The organism is Bacillus sp. ok061 (assembly GCF_900108285.1).
In the GTDB taxonomy this organism is placed as follows: domain Bacteria; phylum Bacillota; class Bacilli; order Bacillales; family Bacillaceae_G; genus Bacillus_A; species Bacillus_A thuringiensis_S.
On sequence record NZ_FNUW01000027.1, the window covers coordinates 56,951 to 77,459 of the forward strand.

A 20,509-nucleotide genomic window follows, 5' to 3' on the forward strand; every position below is an offset into this window, starting at 1 on the left:
GATGAATATGCCAAAACGCTACAGTGAAATGACACCACATGAGCTTAGAGAAGAAATTGGGGATTTGAAGGAGCAAGCAATAAAGGCTGAGCAGCTTGGAATTGTAAATGAGTTCGATGTATTAATGAGAAAGATGGCAATGGCTCGCGCTTATATGACGGATATAAACAAATTCCATATTGGTGAAACATATGAATTAATAGAGGAACCTGGTATATTATTTAAAATTACGTACTTCAATGGGGTATTCGCTTGGGGTTATAAGCAAAATGATAATGAAGAGATTGGGATACCAATTTCCCTATTGCAAGAAAAATGAAAACCAGAGAGCACATATCTCTCTGGTTTTCATCTTTGGTAGGCGTTAAAGGAGATAGGAGATTCTAAAATTGGCGTTTTTTACATTCGTTGGCCAATATAATGAGAGACTGGGTTTGCTGCGTCTGTCCGTTAACTTGCGCTTTCGCATGTTTCGGACGAGTCCACGTATGGTTAAATAATTCAGAACGACTATCTAAACGATCACGGTAGCTCATCTTTATCACCTCGTGTAGGAAGTTAATTTTTTAGGTTGTACCTGTATTACTCTTCCTGCTGATTTGCAGCACGCATACGTTCTTGTGGGTGCGTGTTAATTGTGCCGTTAGGTCGCTTCGAAGCGAAGCGTGATTTCGCTTTCGGCTGACCGTCGATTTTGCTGTTGTTTTTTGACTCAGACCAAAATTCGGCTTGTTTACCCATTGCGAACGCCCTCCTCATCATCAGTTGATACCTCTTTAAGAAGTATCACTTATAGAATGTGCAAAACAGAAGAAACTATCCTTTAGAAATGAAGGGATAAATAGGGAAAAGGAGATTAGAACATGAATGATATTTATGAAGCATTAACGAAAGAATTATTAGATAAGAATGACAAGCTTTCTTACGGACAAGCACGTGCGTGGGTTGAATTACTTTGGGAAGATTTTCAAACAACTTATGCAAAATCAGGGCGTTATCAAGGTGAGGAAATGACTGAGCAAGTGGTACGATCATGGATTAATAATCATGGTGTACGCCTTCATGAAATGCTTACAAATAATCCGAAGTATAGCCATTTAATTAATCAAGAAGATCATTTGAAACATTAAAAAAAGCGACTTGAGTCGCTTTTTTTAATGTGGAAGTAATTCCAGTTTTTTTCGAAGTTTTTCTTCACTAAAAATCCATCCTGTATAGGAACTAATAATATTTAAATTATGGTCGAGCTGCACAATCGCGACAAATGGATAATAATCTTTACTTCGATACCGTAAATCAATGAATCGCACTTCATAATAATGATCATGATCAAAAATATCCCAGCGATATACAGGAGAGAAAGATAGGAAGGCCGAGATGTTTTCATCTTGTTTAGCTGCTCGCATAATATCATTTTCTGGGAACGGTACCCGATCGAATTTGTCATATATCATGATGTTACCACGGTGCCATCTCGCAACGTAGTAATAATCAGCTGTAACGACTGCTAAATGATAATGATAAAATCGGTAAGAAGGAGAAATGATAATCTTTTCGACATTTTTGAAACGTTTGTGTACAACGCTTCTTATATTTCTGTGCATCATAATCCGTCCGATATAGTAAATAATCATTAATATATATGCTGCTAAAGCTGTGTATCCTTTATGAGAACCGACGAGCATGCAAGCAATTGCAAGTATATGGATAAAGAAAATTACGGTATCAAATGTATTAATCACGCCGAGTGCGACCCATTTTTTTGTGAAAGGCCGTAATGCTTGTGTGCCATAGGCGTTAAAAATATCGACAAAGACGTGAAGGAAGACTGCAATAAATGACCAAAGTAGTAGATGAAGATATGGAGCGTCTGAAAAGAAGGCGAAAGAGATGCCACTTATAAGAAATGACCAAAGAATTACCGCGGGAATGGAATGAGTAACTCCGCGATGATTTCTTATATATTTAGCGTTATTACGCAATTTTAAAACTGTGTCAATGTCAGGAATGTTGGAACCAGCAATTGTAGCAAGCATAACAGCTTGTGGGCCAATATCACTTTGTGCTATGGCTGGATCTAATGTTGCTAAGCTACCTAAAGTGATACCCATAACAAGGTGAGTGGCTGTGTCCATAAAAATCCACCTCCGTTTTTTATTAATGTAACTCTTTTTATTCGATACCTCAAGTCCTTTGCCTTCAATTTCCTATGTCATCTTACTTAAATTTTTTCCTAAAATCTTTATAATAGTACTTATATGCAAAAAAATGAGGGGGATCAAGTTTGACACTTGAAATACTAAAAAAATTTAATATAGAGCAGTTTCAAAATGATTTAATTGGTTGGTTTGAAGAGGAGCAGCGCGACTTACCATGGAGAAAAAATAAAGATCCATACCGCGTTTGGGTTTCTGAGATTATGTTACAGCAAACAAGAGTAGAAGCCGTAAAACCATATTACGCAAATTTTATGGGGAAGTTTCCTACACTTGAAGCGTTAGCGAACGCAGATGATGAAGAAGTATTAAAAGCATGGGAAGGTTTAGGATATTATTCTAGAGCACGTAATTTACATGCGGCAGTAAAAGAGGTAAAAGAAGTATACGGCGGGGTTGTACCAAGTGATGTAAAGAAAATTGAAAAGTTAAAAGGAGTCGGACCATATACAAAAGGTGCTATTTTAAGTATTGCATATGGTATACCAGAGCCGGCAGTTGATGGAAATGTTATGCGTGTATTATCTCGCATTTTATCAGTATGGGATGATATTGCAAAACCGAAGACTCGAAAAGTTTTTGAAGAGATTGTGCGTGAAATTATTTCAGTAGAAAACCCATCTTATTTTAATCAGGGATTGATGGAATTAGGTGCACTGATTTGTATTCCTAAAAATCCATCGTGCTTACTTTGTCCTGTACGTGAGCATTGCAGAGGATATGCTGAAGGTGTTCAAAAAGAATTACCAGTAAAAAGTAAAGCGAAAGCTCCTAAAATGGTACCTATTGTTGCAGGAGTACTTCAAACTGAAGACGGTCGTTACGTTATTAATAAACGTCCAAGTACAGGTTTGTTAGCTAATATGTGGGAGTTTCCTAATGCTGAACTTGGAGAAGGTATTCGAAATCAGAAGGAACAGCTTATAGATTATATGAAAGAAAAATTTGAACTCGCGGTTTCTATTGATGAATACGCAATGAATGTACAACATACGTTTACACATCGTACTTGGGATATATTTGTATTTTATGGAAAGGTAACTGGCAATATTGTTGATACAGATACATTGAAATTTGTATCGAAAGAAGCATTTGAGCAATTACCTTTTTCGAAATCGCATCGTACTATTTACGAAAATTGCGTGGAGAAAATTACAATACAATAAATAAAAAAGTGTTCCCAATCTTGGGAACACTTTTTTAATCGTAAGAAATTTTTGTCCCATGAGTCCAACTAGCTTCACCTTCTTGTAAGCCGCCTCTTGATTCAATTTCTACTACAATTTCTTTGTAAATACTTTGACCTTCTGCATTTAAATAAGGCAGAATCTGTTGTAGTGAGTGATGAAAATAAGCTAATTCATCTTCTTTCCATTCATGTTTTGAAACCATTGTTAGTTCAGTCATATCGCGTCCTATATACATATTGTCACCTCCATTTCTTATAGTTTGAATAAGTAACAAAAGATATATGCGGAAATTATTCAAAAGAAAATTACGGATAGCTTCTAAGTAAATTGGTTACATTATTGGTTGTGGAGGTGAGAAAGATGAGTAAAAAGCAACAAGGTTATAACAAGGCAACTTCTGGTGCTAGCATTCAAAGTACAAATGCTAGTTATGGTACAGAGTTTGCGACTGAAACAAATGTACAAGCAGTAAAACAAGCAAACGCACAATCAGAAGCAAAGAAAGCACAAGCTTCTGGTGCACAAAGTGCAAACGCTAGCTATGGTACAGAATTTGCAACTGAAACAGACGTGCATGCTGTGAAAAAACAAAATGCTAAGTCAGCTGCAAAACAATCACAATCTTCTAGCTCAAATCAGTAATGAAAGAAAAACACTTCTCTAATTCGGGAGAAGTGTTTTCTTTGTGTGTGGATCTTTGTAATGAAAAGAAAATGAACGACATAACTTCTAATAAGTCAACAAATGTAGTCAAAGGAGAAGGAAGTTAACAATTAGAAATATGTAATTAGGAATAATAACTGATGAATAAGTCCAAAGGGGGTAAGTAATGAACGATTTTGATAAGTTGGTAGGGGAGCAATTAGAAACGATGGATGAGTTGTTAAAGTTACAAGCACATCTAGAAAAGTATCAACAAATTGAAATGAATGAAAAAGATACGTGCGATAAAAAAGAACTGCATTTTATCCGTCAGGAAATATATAGAACAGAAGTAGCGTTGAAGATGTTACATGAGAAATTTGAAGAACAAACAAATAGTGTAATCCAATCTTTTGCAACTGAAAAAATGATTTCAAATTTAGGATAAGATATATTATTGTCTCAGGTGAAAAGTCCTTCAAATAGAGAAGGGCTTTTTCTATTACATGTCTTCGTTTATCCCGCTATTTGCCGGGCAGTAAGACCCCCACCTCAAAATTCAGTGAAAGCAAAGAAGTTAGGTGGGGGGCGGGCTACCCGTAAAAGCCCGATTGGTGAGGGCTGATAATCAGTGGGGGATGAACAAAACCTCCACTGATTAAAGTTTCACTTTATAAATAATACAGTACAATCCTTGTTTCCTGAGAAGATTGTGGATTATTGTATTCAACGATAAACCTCCTGCACATTCAGTGTGGAAAATAGAGTCTTATCCCTTTAGTTTTAAAATTTTGACAAAAAAGTTATAATAGAAAAAAAGTGAATGCCGTTCAAAGGGCGTTTGCAGTTGAAAGAAGGGAGCATATATGGGATTTCCCAAAGAAGGAGAAAAAGTACAAATACATAGTTATAAACATAATGGCTCCATTCATAGAATGTGGGAAGAAACAACAATTTTAAAAGGGACACAAAGTCTTGTAATCGGAGCGAATGATCGTACAGTAGTTACAGAATCAGATGGTCGAACATGGATTACGCGCGAACCAGCAATTTGTTATTTTCATGCTAACTATTGGTTTAATGTGATTGGGATGCTTAGGGAGGATGGCGTATATTATTATTGCAATTTAAGCTCACCTTTTGCGTATGATTCTGAAGCATTAAAGTATATTGATTATGATTTAGATATTAAAGTGTATCCAGATATGACATATACGCTTCTAGATGAAGATGAGTATGAAAAACATAGTCAAATTATGCAGTATCCACCTGTTATAGATACAATTTTAAAACGAAATGTAGCACATTTAACACAGTGGATTCATCAAAGAAAAGGTCCATTCGCACCAGATTTCGTAGATATGTGGTATGAACGATATTTAATGTACAGAAATTAAAACAAACCTGCAGGGAATTTCCCGGCAGGTTTGTCCTATTAGAGGGGGGATTATGTGCAGGGCATAAAAAGATATTTACAATTTGTTAAACCATATCGATGGCTTATTGCTATTACAATTATTATTGGACTAGTTAAGTTCGGTATCCCACTTATTATGCCGTGGTTATTAAAGTATATTATCGATGAGGTAATTCAAGGCGCGGGTTCATTTCAAGATAAAACATCTCAATTAATAACAGCGATTGGAATTGCTTTTTTTATTTTTGCGGTATTAAGACCACCGATTGAATATTATCGTCAATATTTCGCGCAACGTATCGCAAATACAATACTGTATGATTTGCGGAAGCATATTTTCGGTCACTTACAAAAGTTAAGCTTACGTTATTATTCGAATACGAAAACAGGGGAGATTATTTCACGGGTCATCCATGATGTAGAACAAACGAAAGATTTTGTAATTACAGGTTTGATGAACGTCTGGTTAGATACTGCAACAATTGCTATTGCTATCATTGTTATGTTTTCTATGAATATAAAATTAACATTTGTTGCGTTATTGATTTTACCTATTTATGTAATAGCAGTGAAATATTTTTTCGGACGTCTTCGGAAATTGACGAAAGAGCGTTCACAAGCGTTAGCGACGATGCAAGGGTATTTGCATGAACGTATTCAAGGAATGCAAGTGACACGTAGCTTTGCGTTAGAAGAGTATGAGGGGAAGCAGTTTGAAAAAAGAAATAATGAATTTTTAACGAAAGCATTAAACCATACAAGTTGGACGGCGAGAACATTTTCGGTAGTAAATACGTTAACCGATTTAGGTCCGTTACTTGTGATTGGTTTTGCAGCATATGAGGTAATTCAGGGGCAGTTAACGCTAGGGACGATGGTAGCTTTTGTTGGATATATGGATAGTTTATATAGTCCGCTTCGCCGCCTTGTTAATTCATCTACAACATTGACACAATCTTTTGCATCGATGGACCGTGTGTTTGAACTGTTAGATGAAAAATACGATATTGTTAATGTGCCAAATGCGATACAAACGAAAAAATTAAATGGAGAAATTGTATTTGACAATGTTTCTTTTCGTTATAATGCAGATGAAAAAGAGATATTACACAACTTGTCATTAACTATGCAGCCTGGAGAGAAAGTAGCGCTTGTAGGAGCGAGTGGGGGTGGGAAGTCATCTCTTGCTAGTTTGATCCCGCGTTTCTATGATGTTTCTGAAGGCGCAGTTTATGTAGATGGCATAGATGTAAGAAAGTATAATATGAGAAATTTGCGTAGTCATATTGGAATTGTACTGCAAGATAATTTATTGTTTAGCGATACAATTGGAGCTAATATTTTATATGGAAATCCGAAAGCTACAGAGAAAGAAGTGATTGCAGCTGCCAAAGCTGCGCAAATTCATGATTTTATTATAGACTTACCAGATGGTTATAATACTGTCGTTGGAGAACGTGGTGTGAAGCTATCAGGCGGGCAAAGACAACGCGTGGCAATTGCACGAGTGTTTCTAAAGAATCCGTCGGTACTTATATTAGATGAAGCAACTTCAGCATTAGATTTAGAAAATGAAAGGTATATTCAAGAGGCGCTTCAGACGTTAGCTGCTGACCGGACAACGATTATAATCGCACATCGATTAGCGACGATTACGCATGTTGATACGATTATTTACATTGAAGACGGTGAGATTAAAGAGACTGGTTCTCATGAAGAGTTAATGCGAAAAAGAGGATTTTATTACAATTTATATCAACTTCAACATATAACAGAAACAGCTCCTTTAGCATAAAAGGAGCTGTTTTTTATTCGTCTTCTTTTTTATCATCGATTTGGAGTTCTTTTTCTGGTTTATGGTATGTGTAGAAGCTATCTACAAGCAAATCTAAATGCTCTACTTCTTCACTATAGTTAATGATGGAAGAAATAAGAGGGAAGAGATGTAACCATGTTTTATATGCTTCTTCATCGTCCTTGTTTTGATATTCCATAAAGATATCAATTAATTCTTGTTTACCTGTTTCAACTTCATCAAGCATTTCAACTGATTGTTGTTTTTTTGCTTTACCAATGAATTTTAATAAAACTTGTTCATGATAATGCGTTAATGAATCAAGTTCGTTTTGGATAGATTCCTGAAATTCTTCCGGCATGTAGCGCAGTTCATTTTCAGTACGGTGTAATGATTTTAACGTACTTAAAGCACGGCTTGTTGTCGCTAACATTTGTCTGAATAAAACGAGCTTACGAATTTTTGCGAACTTTACTTTTTTTGTGTAGCTTCTTTCTTCTTTATACAGCAAATAGTAATGATTTAGTTTGATCATTTTTTCTTTCATACGATCAATATCAGTTTTTAGCGTTGTAAAATCAGAAGCCTGCCTGCTATTCATTCGAATCCATTTTACAATTTCTTCTGTATTATCAACGATACGATGATAAAGTTTTGTTTCATATTTTGGCGGCATAAATACTAAATTTACAAGTGAAGCCGCAATAATACCAATCATAATCGTCGCAAATCGAAGTAAGGCAAAACTAAAGAAATCTTCGCCTTGATACTCCATAATGGCGATAACTGTTACTAAAGCAATTGATATTGTGTTTTCTAATCGTAATTGTAATGTAAGAGCAATTACTAATATACATGTTAATCCAATAATAAAAGGATTATGTCCAAAAGCAGTAGCAAATGCGATAGCAAATATCGCACCAATTACATTTGCTTGAATTTGTTCAAGTGCTGTTAAATAAGAACGGTATACAGACGGTTGAACAGCAAAGATAGCTGAAATTCCCGCAAATACCGGACTCGGTAACTGAAGTAAAATACAAGCAAATAAAGCTAACGTGATGGCAATACCCGTTTTTAAAATGCGAGCACCAAGTTTCATACCCTTAATAAGATCCTTTCTCTTGTCATAATGAATGTACAACATGATACTATACATTCATTACAATATGTTAGCAAGTGATATTTTAGTGACGTTAAAAGAAATTAGTGTTCATTTTATCCCGCTAATTGTGAGTAGTAAGATTCACGCCTCAAAATTCAGAAGCTGGATGCCGGTAAACGCCCGATTGGTGTAGGCTAATTAAAGTTTCACTTTATAATTTTTCCTAATTCCTTTTAAACATCAGTTTTTAGTAAAAAAACCTGCTGAATTTCAGCAGGTCTCAAATTGTTACTATAGATTACTATGAGAAGCGTACTTCGTCAATTTTTTCTTAATAATGAAAATTACTCATTTTACTCTGTTGAGATAGATGGATCTGCCTGTTCTTTTTTCGGGATAATCTCAAAAAACTGGTTCTGTATATCATCTAATAAAGGTGTTAACAAAGCAACTTCCTCATATTGCTCATGTTCGTTTAGTACACGAATATAGTCTAGCAATAATTCAGTTACATCTTTCAAACCATTTTTACTAATTGGTTGTAATGTAACATTTGCCCCTTTTGCAATTCTTCTTTTTAAGGCCTGTTCTGTTAGGCCTAAGTTTGAATCATGACGCAAATAAACAACACCGCCAGTCATGCCAGCGCAAATCCATGGACCAGGGTCACCTAAAACAAGCGCTCGCCCATTTGTCATATATTCAAAAGCAAAACCTTTAATATTGGAGTATGCACCTATATTTCCTTGCTCTTTTTCACGAAGTGGTTTTGTTATTCTACCTCCAATTATCATGTCTGCCCCAGAAAGGCGAATGCCAGCGCGAGCATCAGCGTTCCCTTGCACGTATAGTGCCCCTTTTTGTGCACCGTATCCAAATCCTTTTCCGACAGAACCGTTATAATATACTCCGTCTTTTCCTTTTGATTTTGTTATATAAATCCCACCACCAAAGGAAGTTTTACCAATGCCATCTTGTGCGCCGCCATTTACGTGTATAAATAAATTTTCACTATTGTAAGCACCTAACCCATTTCCGGGAATAGAACCATTCGTATACTTTAATGTAAGTGGTTCAAGTTGAGTAGCTTCATATAGTTTACTGCGAACGCGATAACATGATTCTAGACCACCCATAACGCGTTGCTCTACACCAACGCCTACTAATTCTTTTGAGTCAGCGGAATGAACTGTCTTAAATTGTTTTTCTGGTACGCCTTCTGTTGTTGTAACAGATGGAGGTTCTATTATTTGTAGTAAATTACGTAAGTTTAATAAATTTTCGCCTCGAACTTGCTCTAATAAATCAGAACGCCCAACAATTGCTTGTAAATTTGTATACCCAAGCTGTCCTGTTAATCGTTTTAGTTCTACACCGAAAGAGGTGAATAAATTTAGCAGGCCAGTAACTGCGCTTTCTAATTCGCGTGGGACGAAGCGGCGTAACCCATGTTCTTTTGCTTGTGCTTCAGACTCAATTTGTGTCGCAATTCCGACATGGCAAGTATCTAGATGACACCCACGGCAAGTAGTACAGCCGATTGCAATCATTGATAGTGTGCCAAATCCAATACGGTTTGCTCCGAGAAGCATGATTTTCAAGGCATCATTTACACTTCGAATACCACCATCTGCCCAAATCTCTACTTTATGTCTCATGCTCGCTTCTAATAAAGCGTTGTGAGCGGCTTTAACACCAATTTCTACAGGAAGACCTACATGTTGCAAGGCGTGAATACGTGCAGCACCTGTTCCGCCATCGAATCCGCTAATGTTAATAAAATCAGCACCAGCTTTGGCGATACCGACAGCAATTGTTCCGATATTAGGAACGACAGGGACTTTCACGGCTACTTTGGCAAGTTGATTAGCTGTTTTAATTTCCGTAATCATTTGAGCTAAATCTTCAATTGAATAAATATCATGGTTATTAGAAGGTGAAATTAAATCTGAGCCAATTGTCGCATTACGTGCTTCAGCGATTTTGGCTGTTACTTTTGAACCAGGTAAATGCCCACCTTCCCCAGGCTTTGCGCCTTGACCGATTTTGATTTCAATTAAGTTCGATGAGTTTAGTAGTTCGGCATTTACTCCAAATCGCCCAGATGCCACTTGTTGTCCACGTGTATGTGGATATTTTCCAATCATATCTTTAATTTCGCCGCCTTCACCGTTCAAGCTAATCATATTTAGCTGATCGGCCGCTTCTGCATATGCGCGAAAGGCAATTTCGTTTTGAGAACCAAATGACATAGAACTAATAATAAATGGAAAATAATGGTTTCGAATGCCGATAGATACTTCTTCAGTTGGAACGACATGTTTTGTTTGTTTCGTTTGAACAAGGTGTCTGATTGCGATGGGATTATTCTCTTCTAGTTCACTTAACTTGTCACGGTAATCATCATAAGAATTTCCTTTTGCAACATCGCCGATTGCTTTCCAAATTCGCGGGAATATATGAAATGATTTTCGCATTCTAATTTTAGGATTGTTATAATCATCCGCTCGCATTTTTGCATCTTCAGCAAGTGATTCAAGTGAAAAAGCTAAATCATTTGAACCGAAGAAATTTGTAATCTGTAATATATTTGCGATTTCTTCATGTAACCCAATAGATGAATAGAGACGTCCGTAACCACGTAACTCATGAATTCCAATTGTTGAAATGACTTTTTCTAATCCTTTATTAAGTGCATTATACAGATTCGTAATTGGTGTTTTTGTTCCATCATTTACAGTCGCGAATAATAAATATGGATTAATACTATCTGCTCCTAATCCATATAGCGTGACAATGTCATGTAAGGAGCGAAGGGCACCAGAACGTATAACGAGAGAACAATTGCGGCGTAATTTATTTTCACTTAATGCTTGATGTACTTTAGCAGTAACTAAATGTGGATCAATCCACAATCGTTCATTTAGATGGGCTTTTGCGTCATCTAATACTAGGAGGGAAGCACCATTGTTAACAGCAGCTATCGCTTCAGAACTAATGCGGCTTAATGCACATTGTAGAGTTTCTGACGAGCTGAATGTAGCAGAGATTGTGGCGATAGAGTTATGAGTTTTAAATAGCTCTATGAGTTGTTCGTACGTAATTGTGTGTAATTCCTCTGCAATAGGTTGTGCCACGCTGCCTTCTAAAATAATTGGTGAAAGCATTTCAACTACAAATGGCCGTTTTGTGCCGCTTAATAAACTTGGACGCTCTCCAAGTACAGTACGTGTAGAGAAGTGTTCAATTTCACGGTCACGATCAATTGCAGGGTTTGTAACAACAGCTACACTTTCTTTAATAAAGTCAGCGATATTTCGTCTATCAGTATCGAGTGCGGCAAGTGGTGAGTCATGCCCAAGTGAGCGTATTGGCTCAACGCCTTTTGTTGCCATCTGTTCAAGAAGTTGAATATGTTCTCGGTCCCATCCGAAAGCGACGTATTGTTTCGTTTCAACTTGAACAGAATCACATAGCCCTTGGATTCTTTTCGTTTCAGGGATAGATAAATTTAAATGGTAATTGGTAGTATCAATTCGCTTTTTAAAACGGTTATATACTTGGATTTGATATTTGTCATACTCATAAAGAACAAGTTCATCTTGGTCATTCCATTTTAATCCGACTTTTTCTCCAGGAGCGAGTGGTTTTGGTTCTGCTACATATTTAGTTGGTGATACAACTCCAGGTTCAGAAGAGAAAATATAAGAGCTCTCTGTCTCTACTTTCCATACTGGGCGTAATCCAAGGGAATCAACGCTGAAAACAGCTTCATCTTTAAAACGTGAAATGATGCCAGCTGGTCCTTGGGCAAAATGTCCCCATGCTTCACGTATATACGTATATAAATCTTGTAAAGGTGTTTCATAAAGTTTAATTTCATTAATAATTGGTGGGAATAGAATTTCCATTGCTTCAAATAAGCTGTAGTCGTATTGAACAAGTAGGGTTTCTAAGGTGCGGTTTAAATCTTGAGAGTCACTACCTCCTGCAGTAAGTGGTACATCAATCATTTCAGCTTGATCGCGTAATTTCGCAATTGTGTTAATTTCACCATTATGTCCGAGAATGCTAAATGGTTGTACACGAAAAAAATTAGATAATGTATTAGTAGAGTAGCGGTTATGTCCTAATGTCATAGTTGAAGCGATAAGCGGATGTTGTAAATCATTATAGTAGGCAACAAGCGTATCACCAGCACCTAGAACTTTATATACAACATGATCACGACTTAATGAAGCAACATGAATCGCTTCATTTTCTTCTATTTTTATTGTGACAGAAAATAATGTTTGCTCAATATTTGTAATTTCTTTTTCTGCGATAAGGGCAACTTGCCAAAATAAAGGTTCTTCTTGTTTACCAAGTGGACCGAGTGCATCGGAGTTTGTTACATCATCACTTTCGAAAATGATAGTAAAGTTTTTGTTGTTTAATTGCGTACGAATATAATCTTTTAAGACAGTAATGTTTTCTTTTTTATTTAGAAAAAAATGTCCAACGATAAAGTGGGGATGATCCACAATCGTTGGATTATATCCGCTACTTTTTAGTTTTTCATTCCAAAGCGTTTTTGGTATATCAATGTGAATGCCGATGCCATCGCCCTCGCCATTAATGAAACCAGCTCTATGATTCATTTTGACGAGTGATTGTATGCAAAGATCAATGTTTTCTTTTGTAGCAATTTTTCGTTTCTCCATAACGGAAACGATTCCACACGCATCATGTTCTGCATTTCTATAATCTCGAAATAAAGACGGTGTCCATGTATTTTTTTTATTGAGCATCCGTCAATCCCCCCTCTTATAAAAGTTAGAATAATCTTACTATTTAAGGTGCAAATCACCTTGTACACAGAGATAGTAATGCTGTAAAAGAATATAAAACAGATAATTATGAATAATTATACTATTAATACGGAATTTATGAAATAGAAAAAAGGAAAAAAGAAAGGTGAGCTTTCTTTTTTCCTTTTAATGACGGGATTATTTGCTATCTGCTAAAGCAGCAAATGCTCTGCCTACAGCTTCAATTGTATATTCAATATCTTCTTTTGTATGTTCTGTCGTTAAGAACCATGCCTCGTATTTAGACGGTGCTAAGTTAACTCCTTCTTGAAGCATTAGCTTGAAGAATTTACCGAACATTTCACCGTCTGTATCTTGTGCTGCATCGTAATCTTCAATTGTATTTGTTGTGAAGTATACAGTTAAAGCACCTTTTAGACGGTTTAATGTAATATCGATATTATGTTTCGCTGCTTGCTCTAAAATTCCTTTTTCAAGCATGGCACCAAGCTCATCTAATTTCTCATAAAGTCCTTCTTGTTGAAGAACTTCTAGACAAGCAATACCAGATGCCATAGAAGCAGGATTTCCTGCCATTGTACCTGCTTGATATGCAGGTCCAAGCGGAGCAACTTGTTCCATAATTTCTTTCTTACCACCATAAGCACCGATTGGAAGTCCGCCGCCAATAACTTTACCAAGCGCTGTTAAGTCTGGTGTTACGCCAAGTAAATCTTGAGCACCACCGTACATGAAGCGGAAAGCGGTAATAACTTCATCATAAATTACTAGTGCACCAGCTTCATGAACAAGTTCATTCACTTTTTCAAGGAATCCTGGTTTAGGCTCTACAATACCGAAGTTTCCAACGATCGGTTCTACAAGGATAGCTGCTACTTCATGACCCCATTTATCTAAAGCCTCTTTTAAAGTTTCTACATTATTAAATGGAACGGTAATAACTTCTTGTGCGATACTTTGTGGTACGCCAGCTGAGTCAGGAGTTCCTAAAGTAGAAGGACCAGATCCAGCTGCCACAAGTACTAAATCAGAATGACCGTGGTAACAACCAGCGAATTTCATGATTTTTGTGCGGCCTGTGTAAGCACGAGCAACACGAATTGTCGTCATTACTGCTTCAGTACCAGAGTTTACAAAGCGTACTTTATCTAAAGCAGGCATTGCCTCTTTTAACATTTTTGCAAATTTTACTTCTAGCGCTGTTGGTGTTCCGTAAAGTACACCATTTTCAGCAGCTGTTGTAATTGCTTTTGTTATATGCGGGTGAGCATGTCCAGTAATAATAGGACCGTATGCTGCTAAATAATCGATATATTTATTTCCGTCTACATCCCAGAAATAAGCACCTTTTCCACGTTCCATAGCAACAGGAGCGCCACCGCCAACTGCTTTAAAAGAACGAGAAGGACTATTAACGCCGCCAACGATATGTTCTAAAGCTTCTTTATGTAATGCTTCTGATTTTGTGAATTTCACTACCATTCATCTCCTTACAAAAATCTATGTATTATTCTAACATGTTTTTCGAAAAGACGTATTGTTTGTGATAGAGAAGGCAGTTGGGTAAACTATTCGTTGTGACATTTAGGAGGGGGGTCCGATTATGAAATCGGTAATTGAGGTACAAGGGTTACGTAAAGAATTTACAGCCTATTCAAGTCGTCCGGGTTTAAAGGGTGCATTTCGCGATTTATTAAATCGTAATTATAAAATAGTACCAGCAGTAAATGATGTATCTTTTACTGTAAAACAAGGTGAGATGGTTGGTTATATCGGTGAGAACGGTGCTGGTAAATCAACAACAATTAAAATGCTTACGGGGATTTTGACTCCGACATCAGGAGAGATTTTAGTAAATGGGATGAACCCACATAAGCAGAGAGAAGAATTTGTAAGAACCATTGGTGTTGTCTTTGGACAGCGCTCGCAACTTTGGTGGGATATTGCTGTACAAGAATCGTTTCGTTTATTAAAAAAAGTGTACGGTGTATCAGACGCTCAGTATAAAGAACATATGGAGCACGTAATTGAAACGTTAGATATTGGTCCTTTATTAGATAAGCCAGTTCGAAAGTTATCTCTAGGTCAAAGAATGCGTTGTGAATTAGCGGCAGCATTAATTCATAACCCACCGTTATTATTTTTAGATGAACCAACAATTGGGCTAGATGTACTTGTGAAATTGAAAATACGTGAATTTTTAAAAGAAATGAATGAACGTTATAAAACAACAATTTTATTAACAACCCATGATATTACTGATATTGAAGCATTATGTGAGCGTGTTATCATGCTGGATGAAGGAAATATTATGTATGACGGTTCTTTAAATAATCTTCGTACGCAGTGGGGAGCAGAGAAGGAAATACATTTTCAGTTTATTGCACCAGTTTCCTATCAGGCTTTATCAATGGTTATGCCAGATAGTCATGTCGTTTGGTTGAAAGCGAAAGAGGAAAACGCGTGGGTTGCAAAAATACCGAATGAAGAAGTTATTATTTCAATGCTTATTTCTAAAGTAGTACAAGCCTTTCAAATTAAAGATTTAAAAATTAATGAAGTGTCTACAGAGGAAATTATTCGTAACATTTATGAAGAAGGTATTAAACATGGGTAAGTATATTGAAATGATTCGAATTCGCTTTTTAATGATGCTTGCGTATCGCACAAATTATTATAGCGGGATTTTAATTTATACGATTAATATCGGTGCGTATTATTTTTTATGGCAAGCAATTTATAGCGGAAAAGAGAACATTGAAAGTTTATCTATTTCGCAAATGACTACGTATATCGCAATTGCGTGGATGGCACGTGCCTTTTATTTTAATAATATAGATAGGGAAATTGCGATGGAGATTCAAGAAGGACGTGTAGCGGTAGAACTGATTCGTCCATATAATTATTTAGGGATGAAAGTGATGCAAGGTCTTGGTGAAGGGATATTTCGTTTTGCATTCTTTTCAATTCCAGGTATGGTTATCGTTACGTTATTATTTTCATTGCAAATTACAACGAATTTTCAAACGTGGTTATATTTCTTCTTGTCTTTAATATTTAGTTTTATTATTAATACACAAATTAATTTAATGACGGGAATGCTCACGTTCTTCCTATTTAATAATAGTGGAATTATGTATGCAAAACGTGTTGTTATTGATTTATTTTCTGGTCTATTATTACCGATTAGTTTTTATCCGTTATGGGCCCAAAAGGCAATGATGTTTTTACCGTTTCAAGCCATTAGTTATATTCCGAGTATGATTTTTTCAGAAGGTATACAAGGAAGTAAATTGTATGAGGCATTATTATTCCAAGTAATTTGGGCAATTGTCCTTATTATTCCAATTGTACTCATGTGGAGAACGGCGAGAAAACGTCTAATTGTACAAGGGGGATGATGAGATGATATATATAAAACTATTTTTGCAATATGCAAGCCAATATATAAAAACAAAATTGGAGTATCGGGGCGATTTTATCGTTGGATTACTTTCTGATTTATCACTACAGGCTGTTAATTTAATCTTTATTCTCGTTGTGTTTGGGCATACACAAGCATTAAAAGGCTGGAGTAGAGAAGAAGTAATCTTTATTTATGGTTTCTTTTTAGTGCCGTTTGCCATTTTCTCAGCTTTCTTTAACATATGGGACTTTAATGATCGTTACATTATTAAAGGGGAGATGGATCGTATATTAACGAGACCGATTCATAGCTTGTTTCAAATTATATTAGAAAGAATGGAACTTGAGTCTTTAATTGGGGCCATTACAGGAATGATTGTAATGGGATATGCGGCTGTAGAGTTACAATTATCTTTTTACTGGTATGATTTCTTCTTATTTATATTGATGGTAGGAGGAGGCGCATTTGTATATGGAGGGATATTTGTTACGCTTGCGAGCCTTGGTTTTTGGTCAGATGCGAAAAGTTCAATTATGCCCCTTATGTATAACATAGGTAATTACGGGCGCTATCCTGTTAATATTTATAATCGTGTAATTCGTTTCATTTTAACGTTTGTTTTACCGTTTGCGTTTGTTGGAGTATATCCAGCAGCATACTTTTTAAGAAAAACAGAATGGAATAGTTATGCATTCGCGACGCCAATTGTTGGTGTTATCTGTTTTACGATTGCAATTACTCTTTGGAATCAAGGGGTAAAAAGGTACCGTGGTGCTGGGAATTAATTATAGAAGCTTGTTTGTTTCTAAGGGATAAATCCAATGGTCGTCTCATACATATAAAATGAGGTGGAGGACATGTTATGGGGATTTATTCTATTACTTGCAGCAATCGCTATTTTGAAAAGTGTCCAATTATTATGGAGTTCCTATTCAGATTCAACGCGTTTTTTTTCGCTGTATAATTTGGCCACATTATTTTTAATCTATACAACAGTACTGATCGCGTTTGGATTAAGTTACGTTGTATTAGAGGAAATGGGTTTCGCAGTTTTGAAAGAGGACGGAGAAAGTTTGAACGCTCATTCTTTTCAACTCGTTGAAGTTTGTTTATATTTTAGCGCAGTTACTTTATTGTCTGTTGGATATGGTGACATATCTCCGATTGGAATTGGGCGATGGATTGCAATTGCGGAAGCGCTAATTGGATATACATTACCGTTTGCTTTTGTGATGAGGTCTGTAATAGACAATGAAAAATAAGATAGCATTTGATATAGTAAAAGAAAAGAGTAGGAGTGATAACAATGATTACAGTAGGAGAAATGGCTCCAGATTTTACATTAGAGGGAAGTAACGGGGAACAAGTTCGCTTAGCTGATTTTCGTGGTAAAAATGTAGTTCTATATTTTTATCCGAAAGATATGACTCCAGGTTGTACAACTGAAGCGTGTGATTTCCGTGATGCGTATGGATTATTTCAAGAGAAGGACACGGTTATTCTTGGAGTGAGTCCGGATCCGGCAAATAGACATTTGAAATTCATTGAGAAGCATGAACTTCCATTTACACTTTTAGTAGACGAGGATCATAAAGTAGCAGAATTATACGATGTTTGGAAATTGAAAAAGAACTTTGGGAAAGAGTATATGGGAATCGAGCGTTCTACATTCCTTATTAATAAAGACGGTGAACTTGTAAAAGAGTGGCGTAAAGTGAAAGTGAAAGGACATATTGAGGATGTTCTTTCTTATATAAAATAAATCTACATTGGAGATAAAATATGCAGAAACAAGGCAAGTGTCTATACATATTTTACTGCCTTACATAAAGTGGAAGTGTAGGGCATACCTCCTCAGATGATAGTATTCCAAGTGCGATTATGTCGCACTTTTTTCTATGTAATATATGAAGAAAAAGGGAAAGATACATAAAAACAAGTCCTGAATATAAAAATAAACCACATACTTATAGTAGAAATATTGACGATTTATAAGAAAAGGAGTACACTCTTTATAAGAATTATAAAATAATAATCCGTATAGAATCGGGGTGCATGACGGTGGTCAAAGAAGAATTAAAAGAAGCGCTAGAAATGCTGAAAAATACGGGTGTACGCATTACTCCACAGCGTCATGCTATTTTAGAGTACCTTGTGGAATCAATGACGCACCCAACAGCGGATGATATTTATAAAGCATTAGAAGGTAAGTTTCCAAATATGAGTGTTGCAACTGTCTATAATAACTTACGTGTGTTTAAAGAGGTTGGACTTGTAAAGGAATTAACTTATGGAGACGCTTCAAGTAGATTTGATTATGTTACAAGTCAACATTATCATGTGATTTGCGAAAAATGTGGTAAGATTGTTGATTTTCCTTATGGAGGCTTGGAAAAGCTGGAAGAGGAAGCTGCGAAAACGACAGGCTTCGTTATCAATAGTCATCGCTTAGAAATTTATGGCGTTTGTCCAGAGTGTCATAAGGCGTAATATATAATAAAGAAAGAGGCTGACGGCTATACGTCAGCCTCTTTCTTTATTATATAAGGATTAGCGTGAGGTTAATCGGGATTTACAGTGCTAAGTTAGTAAGAAGGGTTAGATAAAAGTTTGTCGAATTTACTTTGTATTGGTGGAAATGAATTCTTGGAGGGGACATTTTGAAGAAATATGAGATTAAAAGTGACATTCCAACATTGGAAGAATATAAATATTTATGTGATTCTGTGGGATGGACTAATTATATGAACTTTGAGGTGGCGGAAATATCACTTCAAAATTCGATTTACTGTATAACAGTCAAGGATAATAATCAAATCATCGGCATGGGCAGAATTGTTGGTGATGGGGCTATCTATTTCTATATTCAAGATATAGTGGTTCATCCAGAGTATCAAAAGAATGGTATTGGAAAGAAAATAATGAATACTTTAGTAGAATACTTAAATCAGAATGCTCCAGATAAAGCATTTATTGGTTTGTTTGCGTCGCAAGGGAAAACATCATTCTACGAAAAATATGATTTTAAAGATTATTCGCCTAACATGACAGGGATGTTTACTGTTATTTCGAAAAAATAGGTGTAATAAATTTAATAAAACAATTAAAAAGTTGATTTCTTAAGAAATCAACTTTTTAATGAGTTGAAACGTTTGTAGTGTTGCAAACTCGTATTTCCCTTGATACTTATGATTTATAACTCTTCTTATTATACTTTTCATCAAATTCTTTTCCTTCTAGATCTCGATCTAGTGTTAAAGGTTGATTGCAGTGCATACATGCATCGACACGGCCGAGCATTTTTGTTGGCTTATCACAGCTTGGACAAATAATTTGGATAGTCTTAGTAGATAACATACCAATCCAAAAGTAAACGACAGTGCTAGCGATAACAGCTAAAAAGCCAACCATCATAAATGTTGTCATAATAATAATGTTTTCGCGGAAAAAGACACCTAAGTATGCAATGAAGAGGCCGATAAATACTAAACTTAATGCAAAGGTCCGGATTTTATTGATTTTGTTTGAATACTTAATGCTCATTCTCACCACACTCCTATAATAATAATATAACATAAAATTTAGAATTTTCACTCTCGTGTAAATTGATAAAGGGATAATATATGAAATGGATAGGAGGGGAGCCATGAAGAATGAATGGGTGCTATAATGATTTTTACAGCGATTTTTAAGTTTTTAACGGGATGTGAAATTTTTTTATAAAAAGTATTGACCCTGTATATACTGCATGATATATTAATAACCGTCGCTGATGCGGAAACGCAGAAAACGACAAAAAAGAAATTGAAAAACTTAGTTGACATCGAAAAATGAAGATGTTAACATAAGGAAGTCGCAAATGAGCGACCAAGTAGTTCTTTGAAAACTGAACGAAACAAACAACGTGAAACGTCAATTTTTATTTTT

Annotated in this window: 22 protein-coding genes; 14 read left to right on the plus strand and 8 right to left on the minus strand. The window is 35.9% G+C overall.

The window, feature by feature from the left end; translation table 11 throughout:
- The first annotated feature begins 1 nt into the window (after position 1).
- Positions 2–319, plus strand: coding sequence for a YfhH family protein (locus tag C4S65_RS26410; protein ID WP_001057028.1), 318 nt, complete (start codon positions 2–4; stop codon positions 317–319).
- Positions 320–383: 64 nt separating this feature from the next.
- Here the strand turns inward: C4S65_RS26410 and C4S65_RS26415 are convergent, their stop codons facing one another.
- Both C4S65_RS26415 and C4S65_RS26420 read right to left on the minus strand, forming a co-directional pair.
- Positions 384–536, minus strand: a complete 153-nt coding sequence (locus C4S65_RS26415; protein ID WP_000122093.1) for a YpzG family protein — start codon at positions 534–536, stop codon at positions 384–386.
- A 46-nt stretch (positions 537–582) separates the two neighbouring features.
- Entirely contained in the window at positions 583–741 is a 159-nt protein-coding gene (locus tag C4S65_RS26420; RefSeq protein ID WP_000517891.1) for a small, acid-soluble spore protein K, read from the minus strand.
- A 122-nt stretch (positions 742–863) separates the two neighbouring features.
- Here C4S65_RS26420 and C4S65_RS26425 point away from each other — a divergent pair, with 122 nt between their 5' ends.
- Positions 864–1,130 (plus strand): YfhJ family protein, encoded by a 267-nt coding sequence (locus C4S65_RS26425; protein ID WP_061666219.1) that lies wholly within the window; start codon positions 864–866, stop codon positions 1,128–1,130.
- Positions 1,131–1,154: 24 nt separating this feature from the next.
- On the opposite strand, the gene C4S65_RS26430 is transcribed toward C4S65_RS26425, so the two are convergent.
- Entirely contained in the window at positions 1,155–2,135 is a 981-nt protein-coding gene (locus C4S65_RS26430; protein WP_000379113.1) for a metal-dependent hydrolase, read from the minus strand.
- Between the two features lie 149 nt (positions 2,136–2,284).
- Here C4S65_RS26430 and mutY point away from each other — a divergent pair, with 149 nt between their 5' ends.
- On the plus strand, positions 2,285–3,382 hold the full coding sequence (gene mutY / locus C4S65_RS26435; RefSeq protein WP_000171380.1) for an A/G-specific adenine glycosylase: 1,098 nt from the start codon (positions 2,285–2,287) through the stop codon (positions 3,380–3,382).
- 34 nt (positions 3,383–3,416) lie between these two features.
- Here the strand turns inward: mutY and C4S65_RS26440 are convergent, their stop codons facing one another.
- A complete protein-coding gene (locus C4S65_RS26440; protein ID WP_000275441.1) occupies positions 3,417–3,641 on the minus strand; it encodes a hypothetical protein in 225 nt (74 codons plus the stop codon).
- Between the two features lie 125 nt (positions 3,642–3,766).
- Between C4S65_RS26440 and C4S65_RS26445 the strand changes: the two genes are divergently transcribed.
- From C4S65_RS26445 to C4S65_RS26460, 4 genes are all read left to right on the plus strand, one after another.
- The gene (locus C4S65_RS26445) at positions 3,767–4,048 is read left to right on the plus strand and encodes a gamma-type small acid-soluble spore protein (protein ID WP_000039035.1); all 282 of its coding nucleotides are present in this window, start codon (positions 3,767–3,769) and stop codon (positions 4,046–4,048) included.
- A 187-nt stretch (positions 4,049–4,235) separates the two neighbouring features.
- Positions 4,236–4,496 carry a YgaB family protein gene (locus C4S65_RS26450; protein ID WP_000997575.1) on the plus strand — a complete coding sequence of 87 codons (261 nt, stop codon included), beginning with the start codon at positions 4,236–4,238 and terminating at the stop codon, positions 4,494–4,496.
- Positions 4,497–4,914: 418 nt separating this feature from the next.
- Complete coding sequence (locus tag C4S65_RS26455; protein WP_000506625.1) at positions 4,915–5,445, plus strand: DUF402 domain-containing protein; 531 nt, start codon at positions 4,915–4,917, stop codon at positions 5,443–5,445.
- A gap of 54 nt (positions 5,446–5,499) precedes the next feature.
- Positions 5,500–7,260, plus strand: a complete 1,761-nt coding sequence (locus tag C4S65_RS26460) for an ABC transporter ATP-binding protein (RefSeq protein ID WP_098838630.1) — start codon at positions 5,500–5,502, stop codon at positions 7,258–7,260.
- 13 nt (positions 7,261–7,273) lie between these two features.
- On the opposite strand, the gene C4S65_RS26465 is transcribed toward C4S65_RS26460, so the two are convergent.
- The 3 genes from C4S65_RS26465 to hemL form a co-directional block, all read right to left on the minus strand.
- Positions 7,274–8,362 (minus strand): aromatic acid exporter family protein, encoded by a 1,089-nt coding sequence (locus C4S65_RS26465; RefSeq protein ID WP_000765787.1) that lies wholly within the window; start codon positions 8,360–8,362, stop codon positions 7,274–7,276.
- Between the two features lie 356 nt (positions 8,363–8,718).
- Positions 8,719–13,155, minus strand: a complete 4,437-nt coding sequence (locus C4S65_RS26470; protein ID WP_086406820.1) for a glutamate synthase-related protein — start codon at positions 13,153–13,155, stop codon at positions 8,719–8,721.
- Between the two features lie 198 nt (positions 13,156–13,353).
- On the minus strand, positions 13,354–14,658 hold the full coding sequence (hemL, locus tag C4S65_RS26475) for a glutamate-1-semialdehyde-2,1-aminomutase (protein ID WP_000260533.1): 1,305 nt from the start codon (positions 14,656–14,658) through the stop codon (positions 13,354–13,356).
- A gap of 121 nt (positions 14,659–14,779) precedes the next feature.
- On the opposite strand from hemL, the gene C4S65_RS26480 reads away from it, so the two are divergent.
- From C4S65_RS26480 to C4S65_RS26510, 7 genes are all read left to right on the plus strand, one after another.
- Positions 14,780–15,793 (plus strand): ATP-binding cassette domain-containing protein, encoded by a 1,014-nt coding sequence (locus C4S65_RS26480; protein ID WP_000843648.1) that lies wholly within the window; start codon positions 14,780–14,782, stop codon positions 15,791–15,793.
- On the plus strand, positions 15,786–16,577 hold the full coding sequence (locus tag C4S65_RS26485; RefSeq protein ID WP_000521517.1) for an ABC-2 family transporter protein: 792 nt from the start codon (positions 15,786–15,788) through the stop codon (positions 16,575–16,577). Before C4S65_RS26480 ends, C4S65_RS26485 begins: the two co-directional genes overlap by 8 nt.
- A gap of 4 nt (positions 16,578–16,581) precedes the next feature.
- On the plus strand, positions 16,582–17,367 hold the full coding sequence (locus C4S65_RS26490) for an ABC-2 family transporter protein (RefSeq protein ID WP_000639349.1): 786 nt from the start codon (positions 16,582–16,584) through the stop codon (positions 17,365–17,367).
- Between the two features lie 72 nt (positions 17,368–17,439).
- Positions 17,440–17,844: a potassium channel family protein gene (locus C4S65_RS26495; protein WP_000964360.1), complete on the plus strand. Its 405-nt coding sequence runs from the start codon at positions 17,440–17,442 to the stop codon at positions 17,842–17,844.
- A 44-nt stretch (positions 17,845–17,888) separates the two neighbouring features.
- Positions 17,889–18,344, plus strand: a complete 456-nt coding sequence (gene bcp / locus C4S65_RS26500; RefSeq protein WP_061666222.1) for a thioredoxin-dependent thiol peroxidase — start codon at positions 17,889–17,891, stop codon at positions 18,342–18,344.
- Between the two features lie 299 nt (positions 18,345–18,643).
- Complete coding sequence (gene perR / locus C4S65_RS26505; protein WP_000237829.1) at positions 18,644–19,072, plus strand: peroxide-responsive transcriptional repressor PerR; 429 nt, start codon at positions 18,644–18,646, stop codon at positions 19,070–19,072.
- A 170-nt stretch (positions 19,073–19,242) separates the two neighbouring features.
- A complete protein-coding gene (locus C4S65_RS26510) occupies positions 19,243–19,662 on the plus strand; it encodes a GNAT family N-acetyltransferase (protein ID WP_000759743.1) in 420 nt (139 codons plus the stop codon).
- A 106-nt stretch (positions 19,663–19,768) separates the two neighbouring features.
- Here the strand turns inward: C4S65_RS26510 and C4S65_RS26515 are convergent, their stop codons facing one another.
- Positions 19,769–20,125 carry a YgzB family protein gene (locus C4S65_RS26515; protein WP_000025058.1) on the minus strand — a complete coding sequence of 119 codons (357 nt, stop codon included), beginning with the start codon at positions 20,123–20,125 and terminating at the stop codon, positions 19,769–19,771.
- Positions 20,126–20,509 lie beyond the last annotated feature (384 nt).

What these genes read in the sequence shown, in the direction of transcription:
- C4S65_RS26445 (WP_000039035.1), top strand. Translation starts at nt 3,767, where the DNA reads ATGAGTAAAAAGCAACAAGGTTATAACAAGGCAACTTCTGGTGCTAGC.
- C4S65_RS26450 (WP_000997575.1), top strand. Translation starts at nt 4,236, where the DNA reads ATGAACGATTTTGATAAGTTGGTAGGGGAGCAATTAGAAACGATGGAT.
- C4S65_RS26410 (WP_001057028.1), top strand. Translation starts at nt 2, where the DNA reads ATGAATATGCCAAAACGCTACAGTGAAATGACACCACATGAGCTTAGA.
- C4S65_RS26430 (WP_000379113.1), bottom strand. Translation starts at nt 2,135, where the DNA reads ATGGACACAGCCACTCACCTTGTTATGGGTATCACTTTAGGTAGCTTA.
- bcp (WP_061666222.1), top strand. Translation starts at nt 17,889, where the DNA reads ATGATTACAGTAGGAGAAATGGCTCCAGATTTTACATTAGAGGGAAGT.
- C4S65_RS26465 (WP_000765787.1), bottom strand. Translation starts at nt 8,362, where the DNA reads ATGAAACTTGGTGCTCGCATTTTAAAAACGGGTATTGCCATCACGTTA.
- C4S65_RS26415 (WP_000122093.1), bottom strand. Translation starts at nt 536, where the DNA reads ATGAGCTACCGTGATCGTTTAGATAGTCGTTCTGAATTATTTAACCAT.
- hemL (WP_000260533.1), bottom strand. Translation starts at nt 14,658, where the DNA reads ATGGTAGTGAAATTCACAAAATCAGAAGCATTACATAAAGAAGCTTTA.
- C4S65_RS26480 (WP_000843648.1), top strand. Translation starts at nt 14,780, where the DNA reads ATGAAATCGGTAATTGAGGTACAAGGGTTACGTAAAGAATTTACAGCC.
- C4S65_RS26455 (WP_000506625.1), top strand. Translation starts at nt 4,915, where the DNA reads ATGGGATTTCCCAAAGAAGGAGAAAAAGTACAAATACATAGTTATAAA.
- C4S65_RS26470 (WP_086406820.1), bottom strand. Translation starts at nt 13,155, where the DNA reads ATGCTCAATAAAAAAAATACATGGACACCGTCTTTATTTCGAGATTAT.
- C4S65_RS26490 (WP_000639349.1), top strand. Translation starts at nt 16,582, where the DNA reads ATGATATATATAAAACTATTTTTGCAATATGCAAGCCAATATATAAAA.
- C4S65_RS26515 (WP_000025058.1), bottom strand. Translation starts at nt 20,125, where the DNA reads ATGAGCATTAAGTATTCAAACAAAATCAATAAAATCCGGACCTTTGCA.
- C4S65_RS26425 (WP_061666219.1), top strand. Translation starts at nt 864, where the DNA reads ATGAATGATATTTATGAAGCATTAACGAAAGAATTATTAGATAAGAAT.
- C4S65_RS26485 (WP_000521517.1), top strand. Translation starts at nt 15,786, where the DNA reads ATGGGTAAGTATATTGAAATGATTCGAATTCGCTTTTTAATGATGCTT.
- C4S65_RS26420 (WP_000517891.1), bottom strand. Translation starts at nt 741, where the DNA reads ATGGGTAAACAAGCCGAATTTTGGTCTGAGTCAAAAAACAACAGCAAA.
- C4S65_RS26495 (WP_000964360.1), top strand. Translation starts at nt 17,440, where the DNA reads ATGTTATGGGGATTTATTCTATTACTTGCAGCAATCGCTATTTTGAAA.
- C4S65_RS26440 (WP_000275441.1), bottom strand. Translation starts at nt 3,641, where the DNA reads ATGTATATAGGACGCGATATGACTGAACTAACAATGGTTTCAAAACAT.